Here is a 12582-nt window from a genome sequence, read left to right as displayed (position 1 = left end):
CTACTCGAATGAGGTAGTGTATATCGTAAAATTACCCTATTTTACTTTTTATTAAAATAAAAAGAACTCCTCAAAATATGAAGAGTTCCTACTGACTTTCATTATCAAATATCATAGTAATTTGTAATAAATATTTTTAATTACTATTTATTGGCTTTCTATTACACACCAATCTCCTCTAATTCTTCCTCTTGAGCCGTTTCCTCTAATTCACTAGAATTATGATACTCTTTTAAAATGATCTCCTGAATTTTATTGCGAGTATCAGAATTAATTGGATGTGCAATATCTCTAAATTCTCCATCTGGTGTTCGCTTGCTTGGCATTGCTACAAATAACCCTGTGTTTCCATCAATTACACGAATATCGTGCACGACAAATTCATTGTCTAGTGTAATGGAAGCAATCGCACGCATGCGACCATCCGTTTGTACCCGACGTAATCTCACATCAGTAACTTCCATTTTCTCACCACCTCTCTTCTTGGATGCCTTGTGAAAATATTATATTCTAGGTCACCGAATATTTTCCTTTTCATAGTCTATCAAATTTTCTAAAAAATTTGAATACTTATCAGAATAATATTTTCCCTTCCATACGCCAATTTTGACAATTGTTTGTCAACATTTCATTTATTAAAGAAAAAAGCTCACTAAAGAGAATATATCATACCCTTTAGTGAGCCCCCATTTCATTTATTTAACAATAGCAATAACTTCGATTTCTACTTTTACATCCTTTGGAAGGCGTGCTACCTCTACTGCTGAACGTGCTGGTTTATGTTCACCAAAGTGGCTTGCATAGACTTCATTCATTGCAACAAAGTCATTCATATCTTTCATAAAGACTGTTGTTTTTACAACATTGTCTAAAGATGTACCAGCTTCCGCTAATACTGCTTTTAAATTAGCGAATACTTGATTTGTTTGAACAGTGATATCACCTTCTACTAACTCACCCGTAGCTGTTAATGGAATTTGACCAGAGCTATAAAACATTCCGTTAACAATAATTCCTTGTGAGTATGGCCCAATTGCTGCTGGCGCATTTGTTGTTGCTACTACTTTCATTTATCATGTCCCCTTTTAGAAAAATAGTTTCCTTCACTTAATGCAATTGTTCGGTCTTTTTCATTGACCTCATGAAGCTTTACAAGTGAATAATAATCATCTACTAATGTTTCGTCCGCATGCTCAGCCTCAACAAGCACCGCTATGCCTGCTAGCTGACAGTCAAATTCCTCTAATAGATTTTTCATGCCATTCATCGTACCGCCGACCTTCATAAAGTCGTCCGTAATTAATACACGTTGTCCACTCTTCATGCTTCTTTTTGATAATACCATTGTCTGAATTCTTCTGGAAGAACCAGATACATAATTAATGCTAACAGTAGAACCTTCTGTTACTTTACTATCTCTTCTCACAACAACCACTGGCACATTTAAATGTCTTGCAATGGCATGTGCAATCGATATACCTTTTGTTGCAACAGTCATAATCACATCTATTTGCTGATCTGCAAAAGCAGAGGCAAAGACTTTCCCTACACGGTTAATTAAATCTGGATTGCCTAGTAAATCTGTCATAAATAAGTAACCGCCTGGTAACAGTCGATCTGAATGTTCAAGCTCTGCTTTTAAATCTTGAATCACTAAACGTACTTCTGCCTCGGACATTTTCGGAATATACTTTACTCCTCCAGCAGCACCCGGCACTGTCATCAATAACCCGATTCCTTTTTCTTCGAAAGTTTCTTTTACAATCGTTAAATCCTCACTAATAGATGACTTAGCAGATTGATATAGTTCTGAAAAATAAGTTAGCGGGATCAGCTGATGTGGATGTTCTAGTAAGTAGTACGTCATATCAACTAGTCGTTCACTACGCTTCCATTTCATGCGACCCTCTCCTAAACACGAATATTTATAGGTAAAATTAACACAAATTTGCGTTTCTAAGCAAGCGTATTTCGCTCACCTAAAATTCGTACTGCATAAACTTCCTCACAAAACCCACGTAAACCATTATAAATACGGCTGACACGAGCTTCACTATCCACAAGCCCAAATACAGTTGGACCGCTTCCACTCATTAATGTGGCATCTGCCCCAAAGCGCTTCATTTGTTCCTTTAGCATCACAACTTCTGGGTGTAGCTTAAATGTTACAGTTTCCAAAACATTTCCTAATGAAGCACATAGTAGCTCATAATCCTTTGTTTCAATCGCACGTATCATTTGTTTTGTATCTGGATGTTCTAGCCCCTCAACCTTTAGTCCGCCATATACTTCAGCCGTTGATACGCCAATTTTTGGCTTAGCTAAGACAACCCAACAATTAGGGGGTGCTGGTAATTCTTCTATTATTTCCCCACGTCCTGTAGCTAATGCTGTGCCACCATAAACGCAAAATGATACATCTGAACCGATTTTAGCACCAAGCTCAGCTAATTCATCTATGGATAAGTCTAACTCCCATAGCTCATTTAAGCCCTTTAATGTAGCAGCTGCATCGCTACTGCCACCCGCTAGCCCTGCCGCAATCGGTATCTCCTTTTCAATCGTAATGGATACGCCTTGCCTAATGCTGTATGTATCTTTAATAAGGCGCGCTGCCTGATAAGCAAAGTTGCGATGATCAGTTGGTACAAAGTTATCTGTTGAAATAATTTGAATTATGCCATCTTCTCGAGATTCAAGACTTATACGATCAGCTAAATCGACTGTTGTCATCACCATCTCTACTTCGTGAAAATTATCTGGTCTTTTATATAGTACATCTAATGTTAAATTAATTTTTGCAGGCGCCTTTACATAAAGCATTTTCCTTCCTCCCTTATAGCACACGCATCCATTACGACTCCACGTAATAGCGTCCCAATTTTTTGAGCCCACTTCACAAGCTCCTCCTTCAAATTCGTGACATCCGCCTGAAGCTTTATCTTAATTTGGCAGCAGTTTATCTACCTACAAAATCAAGCTAAAAAGTTTTTTGTCGCGCAAGATTTTTCAATTTATTTTACCATATTGGTCATACGAAAATGGAAAAAAAGAACCGTTTACCTTATTCGGCGTAACGGTTCTCTATTGTCAGCTGTATTTGTTGTGTTCGTAAGGATTTTCATCCCTGCTGAATCAAAATAAGAATAGCCTACTTACGCTCTTGCTCACTACTTGCTCGTTCAGCCATTTCAATGGCACGTTTCACCATATTACCAGCATCACGAGCTTTTATGCCGCCCCAGCCTTCTCTTTGCACAACATCATAAAATCCAAGTTCTTTTGCGATCTCTTCTTTTAATCGAGGTGACATGATACCTTTTCTAGGCATAGTAACTCCTCCTTTAACAGCTGACGCTATTAGTATGCCCATAAAAACGCAAAACACCCATGTAGTTTTTAACATACATGAGTGTTTCTAAAATATAGAAATAAGAACTAGAAACTATTTTGCGACAGCAGCTTTTGCTTCGTCTAAAAATGTAATCTCTACTGCTTCAGTTAAAATATCTGTGTAACTGTACGATACGCGCTTACACGTATTGTCTTCTTGATCGAGCTCCACTACAAAGATAGCGCGATATGTTTCACGCAATGTCCCTGCACACTCAACCGTTTTCTTGCGACCTCCGTTTGCTTTTAATTGCAAACGTTTACCCAAATGACAATCCAACGACTTTTTAATGTCCGCTAAAGTTTTTGGCATTTTCGCTTACACCTCACTAATAATCAGTATAAACGATCCGCCCAAAAATGTCAACAAAATATAATATTTTATCAGCCTCTCGTAAATTTTGTCAACTTATTTTTTATAAAAAAATAGATATTTTTTTACACCTAAGAAAAAATGTTAACAAAAATTTTTACTTTGCAAATATCGGATATAATGAATCCGCTAATTTTCCGAACTCCTGAATCGTAAGCGTTTCTCCTCGACGTGTTGGGTCAATATTAGCTGCTGTTAATGCCTCCAAAATCTGTTCTTTTTGTGCCTTACCATTTGGTAAACCAGATTGCAGGTTATTATAGATCGTTTTTCTTCGCTGTACAAAAGACGCACGTGTTACAACAAATAAAAAATCCTCATCTATTACTTTTACTGGTGGCTCATCATGTTTAATAAGACGGATAACAGCAGAATCAACATTAGGCTGTGGCATAAACACTGTTTTCGGCACAGTCATGGCAATATCCGCTTTCACATAATATTGAATCGCAATTGATAGTGAGCCATATTCCTTTGTTCCCGGCTTCGCTATGATACGGTCTGCCACTTCCTTTTGCATCATGACAACAAAGCCACGAATCGGTAATCGATCATTTAGTAATTTCATTAAAATTGGTGTAGTTACGTAATATGGCAAATTGGCAACAACCATAATATCCTCAATTCCTGGCATCTCCTCCGCAATAACCTTCGCAACATCTGCCTTTAAAATATCCGAATGGACAATCGATATATTATTATATGGGCTAAGTGTGTCATTTAGTACAGGTAATAATCGTTGATCGATTTCAAAGGCAACAACTTTTTTAGCATTTCTCGCTAAATGCTCTGTTAATGCACCAATACCGGGTCCAATTTCTATTGCTCCACTGTTTTCTGTTAAATTTGCATGACTTACTATATTTCGTAAAATATTAGGATCAATTAAAAAATTTTGCCCTAAGCTTTTTTTAAATGAAAATCCATATTTTTTTAAAATTTCTTGTGTTCGTATTGGTGTCGCAATATCCTTATACATTATTTTCCTCCTGATCTAACTGTGCGACCGCCGCACCAAATTGCTGTTCTGTAATTTGAAACATCTTTAATCTTTTATGGAGCTGCTTACCATTTGTTGCACCAATATTTAAGATTTCTCCCAGACGTTCACGGCGCTGCTTTGCTTGTGGGTGACCTATTAAATGCGCTGTCATTAAATCTTCCAGCGTAATATTATCTTCGTTTGGTACATCGCAATTTGGGGTATAAACATGCTGTAAAGCTTCACGAATATCTTGATCAGCAGCGTGCTCAATCCCTAACCCTTTACCATTCTTTGCAATTGTTTTTGCTTTTGGTAGAAAAGCATGCTTTACTCCTTGAACATGCTCCTCAATAATGGCACGTATTCGACGTCCTGGATAGTCAGGGTCAGTAAATACAATAACACCACGCTTCTCCTGCGCATGTTGGATTCGCTTTAATGTTTCTGCAGATATAGCCGATCCATTTGTTTCGATTGTATCTGCCTGTACAGCTCGTTTAATAGCTGTTGTATCATCTTTTCCTTCAACAACAATGATTTCTTTAATTTGCACAAAGGCTCCTCTTTTCTACCCTATCTTCTGACCATTTTACAACTGCACAATATAGTTTGTACAGAAATTCAAGGTAAGCCTCACACTATCCAGCAGTTGAAAAGGTCTATCCGTCGTTCTAACATTACAATCCATTAAAAAAGGCTTTCCCGCCAGTCAAAACAGGAAAGCTTCATTCAGTGAAAAACATTTTGATTAATTTTACAATTTTTTTAATTTAATACTTTTATACGGACTTTCTTACGGCCCCAGTTACGTGCTTGGGCATCTGTTTGCACAAGTACGTCAATTTTATTGCCTTTAATGGCACCACCAGTATCAGCAGCAATTGCTGTACCATAGCCTTCTACCCAAACTTTTGAACCTAGTCTAATAACAGACGGATCGACTGCTATTACCTTTAAGCCAGAGTTTGAACGTAAATCGATACCTGTTGCTGATGTGCCTGAGCATCCATTACAGTATGGCGTATAGGCTGTTGCTGTAACATAAAATTCTTTTCCACTTGCTGGCTCAGCAGCACCACGCGATACAGTTGGTGCTGCTGCTACAGTTGCAACAACTGTTTTTGTACCAACCGCAACAACCTTTGTCTTTGGTTGTTTTAAAATTTTCTCAGATTGCAGATTTTTAGCTACAACCTTACCATTTTCTTTGACAACTTCATAGGTACGAGAAACTGAACCTTTCTCACCTGCTGTCACTACTTTTTCTTTCCCTTTTAGCAATGAAGCATCCTGTTTCTTTTCAACTGCGAAATCTAAAGAGTCTTCCACTACATCGATAACCTTTTCTACGCGAACTACTTTGATTTTACTCTCTGGAGTAATAACGTCCTCTGGGTTATTCTCGACACGATCGAATTCATTTAGCTGAATTCCTTGTTGTTTTAAAAAGTTAGCGACCGTAGTCGAAGTGGACCATACTTGTTTTTTGTTTACACCATCAACAAGCACCACTTGAAACGCTTTTTTGATGTCAATTTTGCCGTCTTCGCCTAGTTCAGTATCTAGACCTTGCGCTAAAGCGTCATGTTCAGATACTTCGATATTTGCTTCCTTCAAAATGTCCTTCACTAGTGTTTCAGTTGTCCAAACTTTTGACTGATTTCCATCAACTGAAATTGTTACTTCTTTTGCCTGTTCCCATGTAATTGCTAATCCATTAACAATTTTGGTGTTCAGAGAGGGTGATACTTTATCATGCTCTGCTACATCTATATTTTGATCTTGTAATAATTGTTCTACAGTTTTGGCATGTGTTGATACTTCGATTGTTTCTCCGTTTGCTTCAAGCTTTACGGCTTTTTTCGTACCTTGATAAAGCACGAAAGAAATGACAGACACAAATAGGACAAGTGAAATAATTCTTATCACCATTTGCTTACTCCTCAATGATCCTAAGAACAAGTTTTTCATGGAATTATTTGACATGAAAAAACGCCTCCTTAATACAAAGTTGGATTATACGGACTAGTTTTGGCACTGTCAACCCGAAAGTATTTCTCAGAAAATTGACTTCTGTGTTTTTGCCAACCACAAACCCAGTATTGGAGGCATTTAAGCTAGTTACTTGTCAATCCCAAAAAAATTTTTCGCATTGGTCGTTGTGGCTTGTGCAATTTCCTCGATTGTCAACTCTTTCAAACGGGCAATTTCCTCTGCAACTAGCGGCACAAAAGCAGGCTCATTACGCTTACCGCGATATGGATGTGGCGCTAAATATGGAGCATCTGTTTCAATCATCAAGTGCTCCAAAGGTATTTCGATTGCCACTTCCTTTGGTAAACGTGCATTTTTAAATGTTACTGGCCCACCAAGACTAATCATAAAATTCATAGCTATACATTCACGTGCTGTTTCTACACTCCCGCTAAAGCAGTGCATAACACCTCCAACAGATGCTGCATTTTCTTCACGTAAAATTTGAACAACATCCCCTGTTGCATCCCTGTTATGAATAATGATTGGCAAATTAATCTTTTGCGCTAATTGAATTTGTTTGCGGAAAAGTGCTTGCTGAACATCCTTTGGGGATTTATCCCAATAGTAGTCCAAGCCAGTTTCACCAATACCAACTATTTTTGGATGTGATGCTAATTGTTCAATCCACTCTAAATCTTCTTGCGTACAATCAATGGCATCTACTGGGTGCCAGCCAATAACACCATAAATAAAATCATACTGCTCAATCAATTGCATTGTTCTTTCTATGGTTTTACGGTCAAAACCAATGACAACCATTTTTTCTACTTTTGCTTCAAGAGCTCTATCAATCACCTCTTGAAGGTCTTCATCATACTGATCTGCATTTAAGTGTACATGAGTATCTATAAACATTTTCATTCACCTAACCTTGATTTTATTAAAATTTATTATTTCATATTTTTCATAAGTATTACATTTTTGTTACAAACCATTTGTTATTATGACATTACACTTAAGGTTTAGCACCTATATTAGTTCTATATACCTATAAAATTATAGATTTCACAACAAATAAGTTATCTCAAAATAATAAGTCCACCAATTTCCTCGCAGATTTGAAAAGCCTGCTGAATGTTTTTTATTCAGCAGGCTTTTTTTTACATTATTACTTTACTTTTGCGCCATTTTCAAGTTTTTGGTCTACTGATGCTAATTTTAAAATTCCATCTTTTTCACCAGCTAAAATCATTCCTTGAGATAATTCCCCTCGAAGTTTAACTGGTTTTAAATTAGCTACAACAACCACCTTTTGACCAATAAGTTCATCAGGAGAATAGAATTTCGCAATCCCTGATACTACTTGGCGTTGCTCGTATCCTAAATCAAGTTGAAGCTTTAATAATTTATCTGCTTTTGGAACAGGCTCACATGCTATAACAGTTGCTACGCGCAAATCAATTTTCATAAAATCATCGATAGTAATTTCAGGGATTTCTGGAATCTCCCTATCCTTTGAAGTCTTTTTAACTTCTTCCTCTTGAGGTGTCTTTACAGAACCACGCATTTCCTCACGAATATAGGCAATTTCAACTTCGCTCTCTAAACGAGGGAAAATAGGTATGCCTTTTTCTACCACTTTAATGTTTGTTGGAATAGTATTGCCGAATGTTTCAATTGTATCCCATGCTAAGAATTTGTCATCCAGTCCTAATTGATCGATGATACGTTTTGGTGTAGCTGTCATAAATGGTTGTAACATGACAGCAATGTGGTGTAAGCTTTCCGCCAAATTTCGCATAACCGAGCCTAGTTTTGGTTTATCAGCCTCTTCTTTTGCTAATACCCAAGGCTGTGTTTCATCTATATATTTATTTGTTCGTGATACAAGCGTCCATAAATCAGCCAGTACGACACTAAATTGCATTTTTTCCATACTTTCTTCATATTTAATACGTACCGACTTTGCTTGCTCTTGTAATGCTGCATCAAATTCTGTCGGTTCAAGATTTTCTGTAGGAATCACACCATCGAAATACTTATTAATCATTGAGATAGTACGGTTTAATAAATTCCCTAAATCATTAGCAAGGTCAAAATTTGTACGCTCAATAAATGATTCTGGTGAAAATACGCCATCAGCGCCAAATGGTAATTCGCGTAAAAGGAAATAACGTGTCGCATCTAGTCCATATCGCTCAATTAGCATTTCAGGATAAATAACATTACCCTTCGATTTAGACATTTTCCCATCTTTCATCATAATAAAACCATGTGCAAATACTTTTTTCGGTAATGGTAAATCTAATGCCATTAAGAAAATTGGCCAATAAATCGTATGGAAGCGCACAATATCTTTTCCTACCACATGCACATCTGCTGGCCAATATTTGTTGAATAATGTTTCATCCTCTGAAAGATAACCTAAAGATGTAATATAGTTTGTTAAAGCATCCACCCATACATAAATAACATGCTTTGGATCACCAGGTACTTTAATTCCCCAATCAAAGGATGTTCTTGATACAGATAGGTCTTCTAATCCTGGTTTAATGAAATTATTAATCATTTCATTTTTTCGAGATTCTGGCTCAATAAATTCAAGATTCTCTTCATAATAAGCCAATAAACGATCTGCGTATTTCTTCATATTAAAGAAGTACGACTCTTCTTTTACTTTGTGTACAGGACGACCACAGTCTGGGCAATTCCCATCAACGAGTTGCGTTTCAGTAAAGAACGATTCACATGGCGTACAATACCAGCCCTCATATTCGCCTTTATAAATATCACCATTGTCTAAAAACTTTTGAAAAATCTTTTCGACAGCTTTTGTATGTCTTTCTTGTGTTGTTTGAATAAAGTCATCATACGAAATATCCATTAAAGCCCAAAGCTTTTTCGCAGCATCTGCAATTTCATTTACATATTCTTGAGGATGTTTCCCCGCTTCAGCCGCTTTTTCTTGAATTTTTTGCCCATGCTCGTCCATACCTGTTAAAAAACGAACATCATAGCCGCGTAAACGTTTATAGCGTGCCATTGTATCAGATGCTACCGTTGTATATGCCGTACCAATATGAAATTTCCCACTTGGATAGTAAATAGGTGTTGTTATATAAAATGTTTTATGTTGTTCACTCACAAGAACTGCCTCCATTGTTTTACAATATACTCTCTATTCTAACGAAGTACGAAATTCGTTTCAATGAAAGTTTATCAATTGCGAAAATTGTCGAATAATATATTTAATCCATTAAATGACTTAAATAAGAATCCTTTTTACTAGTCAAAAAAATATTTAATAAAAACCTTTTAAAATAAGTAAAAATCATGCATTCTCCTTAAAAAATTTTTTAGAAATCATAATATTAGTGTATTAATTAATTGACGTTTATGGCATTACTTGGTATGATAACTATCAGACAAAGAAAAAATGTCGAAATTTGACGAAATACCAATATAACATTTATAAATTAGGAGGAAAACTATTATGAAATCAACAGGAATTGTACGTAAAGTCGATGAGTTAGGTCGTGTAGTAATTCCTATCGAGTTACGCCGTACGCTAGGTATTGCCGAAAAGGATGCTTTGGAAATCTATGTGGATGATGATAAAATCATCTTAAAAAAATATATGCCTAATATGACATGTGCTGTTACTGGTGAAGTTTCAGATGATAACCTTCGTCTAGTTGGAGGCAAATTAATTTTAAGTCCAGAAGGCGCTGAAATGTTAGTAAAAGAAATTCAATCTAACTTAAAAAAATAATCATTTTACACCTAAATCAAATCAGTGGTTTAGGTGTTTTTCTCTTTTGCTTCATTCTATAGAGAATACTACGATATATTTTAATATACCCATATGACAAACTACTTATAATGACCTTTGTATACAAAAGTAAAGAGCTACCTATATAGGCAACTCTTTACTGTTAGTTACTATGATACTCATTGTAAATATCTCGTTTTGCCACTTGTCGCAGTTTTGCCACTTCTTTAATTGCTTCCTTCGATGTACTATTGGATTGATGCATCAAATAATCAACATGTTCAATAACAGACATTAAATGCCAGTAGGCTTCTTCCTGACTTTCCTCTTCAGCATTGCTATTTCCTTCTAAAACAATACAAAATTCGCCCCGTATCTCCTCTGTTTGAACCCATTCTACAGCTTCAGCCAATGTACCACGTAAAAATTCTTCAAATTTCTTTGTAAGTTCGCGTGCTAACACAATGCGACGATTGCCAAGAATCGCTTCCATATCCTTTAATGTATCTTTTAAGCGATGTGGCGCTTCATATAATAAAATGGTTTCCTGGCGTTTTTTTAACTGCTCTAATTGCTGACGTCGCTCTTTTTTTCCTCTATTTAAAAAGCCATAAAAGAAAAATGGCTGTGGCGTTAATCCAGAGGCGATTAATGCAGAAAGTGCTGCATTTGGACCCGGTATTGGTACAACGGGGAAATTTTGAGCAATCGCTTTTTCAACAATATCTGCACCTGGATCAGAAATACATGGTAAGCCTGCATCACTCACCAATGCTATTGTTTTTCCTTCCTGTAGCAAGGCTAATAATTTTTCCCCTCCTACTGCTAAATTATGTTCATGGTAGCTTATTAATGGTGTTTCGATTTCAAAGTAGTTACACAGCTTCTTTGTATTTCTAGTATCTTCAGCAGCGATAATATCAGCTTCTTTTAATATGCGAAGTGCACGTACACTCATATCCTCTAGATTACCAATAGGTGTTCCTACTAGGTATAAACAACCTGTCTGATCGTGTATTGTACTTTTCTGTGATTTCATCATTCACCCCTCCTTATATAATTCATTTTTTGTGCTCTTGTTAATTGCTTAAAAGCATATTCAGCACGCATGGCCTCCTGCTTTGTTGCAAATGCTTCCTTATAAATACATTTTACTGGTCCTCTAGCTCTTGTATATTTTGCCCCTTTACCAGCGTTATGTACAGCTACACGCTTCTCAACATTATTTGAATAGCCTGCGTACAAAGATTGATCAGCACATTCTAACACATAGAAATAATGACTATTGCTCTTTTCCATAAAGAATTTCTCTCACTTCAGCTGTATATTCATTATCCTCATTATAGACATACAAAGGTGGTAATATTTTTAAATCCGGCTTCCCATCCTTGATTCCTTCTATTAATAATGTATTAGCTTCTTTTCCTTTTTTCGGGTACACAAGCTGCATACGTTTTGGCTCCAAACGATTAGCACGCATGGCTGTCACAATATCTAATAAGCGACCAGGCCGATGAACAAATGCTGCCTTTCCACCTTGCTTTAACAATTTACTCGTCGATTGGATTGCCTCTTCTAATGTTAAATATAATTCATGACGGGCAATAGCATAATGTTCACTTAAATTTTTATCACTTGCCTCGTGCGCTAAGAAATAAGGTGGATTACAAGTAACAACATCAAATTTTTCAATGCCTAGCTGCTTTGGTACTTCCTTTACATCACCAAGCACCATGTGAATTTGATCCTCTAGCTTGTTATAGCTAATACTTCTCTCTGCCATATCAAATAAACGCGGCTGAATTTCCACCCCTATAATTTGTCCTTTTGTACGTGCACTTAAAAAGAGTGGAATAACACCATTTCCTGAGCATAAATCAACAATCTTTCCCTTATGATACGGGATAGTGACAAATTTCGAAAGCAACACTGCATCTAATGAAAACGAAAAAACAGAGGGACTTTGAATAATACGTAAATTCTCAGCCAGTAAATAATCTAAACGTTCATCATCCTTTAGCCATTTTTCCAAGCATACTCCTCCTACTCTACAAAATAAAAGACTGATACCACCGTAGTGGG

15 protein-coding genes are annotated in these 12582 nt (G+C 36.5%); 1 reads left to right on the top strand and 14 read right to left on the bottom strand.

Annotated features, from left to right (window positions below):
• Positions 1-161: 161 nt before the first annotated feature.
• From spoVG to metG, 11 genes are all read right to left on the bottom strand, one after another.
• Positions 162-464, bottom strand: coding sequence for a septation regulator SpoVG (spoVG, locus tag MHB42_RS00420; protein ID WP_340803780.1), 303 nt, complete (start codon positions 462-464; stop codon positions 162-164).
• Between the two features lie 231 nt (positions 465-695).
• Complete coding sequence (locus MHB42_RS00415) at positions 696-1070, bottom strand: RidA family protein (protein WP_340803779.1); 375 nt, start codon at positions 1068-1070, stop codon at positions 696-698.
• Positions 1067-1900: a pur operon repressor gene (gene purR, locus MHB42_RS00410; protein WP_004229190.1), complete on the bottom strand. Its 834-nt coding sequence runs from the start codon at positions 1898-1900 to the stop codon at positions 1067-1069. The genes MHB42_RS00415 and purR overlap by 4 nt, the downstream gene beginning before the upstream one ends.
• Before the next feature lie 56 nt (positions 1901-1956).
• Positions 1957-2823 carry a 4-(cytidine 5'-diphospho)-2-C-methyl-D-erythritol kinase gene (gene ispE / locus MHB42_RS00405; protein ID WP_340803776.1) on the bottom strand — a complete coding sequence of 289 codons (867 nt, stop codon included), beginning with the start codon at positions 2821-2823 and terminating at the stop codon, positions 1957-1959.
• 328 nt (positions 2824-3151) lie between these two features.
• Positions 3152-3331 (bottom strand): small, acid-soluble spore protein, alpha/beta type, encoded by a 180-nt coding sequence (locus tag MHB42_RS00400; RefSeq protein WP_053997048.1) that lies wholly within the window; start codon positions 3329-3331, stop codon positions 3152-3154.
• A gap of 114 nt (positions 3332-3445) precedes the next feature.
• Entirely contained in the window at positions 3446-3706 is a 261-nt protein-coding gene (veg, locus tag MHB42_RS00395) for a biofilm formation stimulator Veg (RefSeq protein ID WP_340803774.1), read from the bottom strand.
• Between the two features lie 157 nt (positions 3707-3863).
• The gene (rsmA, locus tag MHB42_RS00390) at positions 3864-4745 is read right to left on the bottom strand and encodes a 16S rRNA (adenine(1518)-N(6)/adenine(1519)-N(6))-dimethyltransferase RsmA (protein WP_340803773.1); all 882 of its coding nucleotides are present in this window, start codon (positions 4743-4745) and stop codon (positions 3864-3866) included.
• Entirely contained in the window at positions 4738-5304 is a 567-nt protein-coding gene (gene rnmV / locus MHB42_RS00385) for a ribonuclease M5 (protein ID WP_340803772.1), read from the bottom strand. The genes rsmA and rnmV overlap by 8 nt, the downstream gene beginning before the upstream one ends.
• 212 nt (positions 5305-5516) lie before the next feature.
• Positions 5517-6737, bottom strand: a complete 1221-nt coding sequence (locus MHB42_RS00380; RefSeq protein ID WP_340803771.1) for a ubiquitin-like domain-containing protein — start codon at positions 6735-6737, stop codon at positions 5517-5519.
• A gap of 135 nt (positions 6738-6872) precedes the next feature.
• Entirely contained in the window at positions 6873-7643 is a 771-nt protein-coding gene (locus MHB42_RS00375; protein ID WP_340803770.1) for a TatD family hydrolase, read from the bottom strand.
• A gap of 253 nt (positions 7644-7896) precedes the next feature.
• Positions 7897-9873 carry a methionine--tRNA ligase gene (gene metG / locus MHB42_RS00370; RefSeq protein ID WP_340803768.1) on the bottom strand — a complete coding sequence of 659 codons (1977 nt, stop codon included), beginning with the start codon at positions 9871-9873 and terminating at the stop codon, positions 7897-7899.
• Positions 9874-10221: 348 nt separating this feature from the next.
• Here metG and MHB42_RS00365 point away from each other — a divergent pair, with 348 nt between their 5' ends.
• Positions 10222-10500, top strand: a complete 279-nt coding sequence (locus MHB42_RS00365) for an AbrB/MazE/SpoVT family DNA-binding domain-containing protein (protein ID WP_340803767.1) — start codon at positions 10222-10224, stop codon at positions 10498-10500.
• Between the two features lie 163 nt (positions 10501-10663).
• Here the strand turns inward: MHB42_RS00365 and rsmI are convergent, their stop codons facing one another.
• Genes rsmI through MHB42_RS00350 form a run of 3 tightly spaced genes read right to left on the bottom strand, consistent with a single transcriptional unit; the run spans position 10664 to position 12532 of the window.
• Positions 10664-11539 (bottom strand): 16S rRNA (cytidine(1402)-2'-O)-methyltransferase, encoded by an 876-nt coding sequence (gene rsmI, locus MHB42_RS00360; RefSeq protein WP_340808498.1) that lies wholly within the window; start codon positions 11537-11539, stop codon positions 10664-10666.
• Positions 11539-11799: a GIY-YIG nuclease family protein gene (locus MHB42_RS00355; RefSeq protein WP_340803766.1), complete on the bottom strand. Its 261-nt coding sequence runs from the start codon at positions 11797-11799 to the stop codon at positions 11539-11541. The genes rsmI and MHB42_RS00355 overlap by 1 nt, the downstream gene beginning before the upstream one ends.
• Positions 11783-12532 carry a tRNA1(Val) (adenine(37)-N6)-methyltransferase gene (locus MHB42_RS00350; RefSeq protein ID WP_340803765.1) on the bottom strand — a complete coding sequence of 250 codons (750 nt, stop codon included), beginning with the start codon at positions 12530-12532 and terminating at the stop codon, positions 11783-11785. The genes MHB42_RS00355 and MHB42_RS00350 overlap by 17 nt, the downstream gene beginning before the upstream one ends.
• Positions 12533-12582: the final 50 nt, after the last annotated feature.

It is taken from the genome of Lysinibacillus sp. FSL K6-0232 (genome assembly GCF_038008325.1).
GTDB lineage: Bacteria > Bacillota > Bacilli > Bacillales_A > Planococcaceae > Lysinibacillus.
Note: the sequence above shows the minus strand (reverse complement) of the source record. Positions and strands in the feature narration are given on the sequence as shown.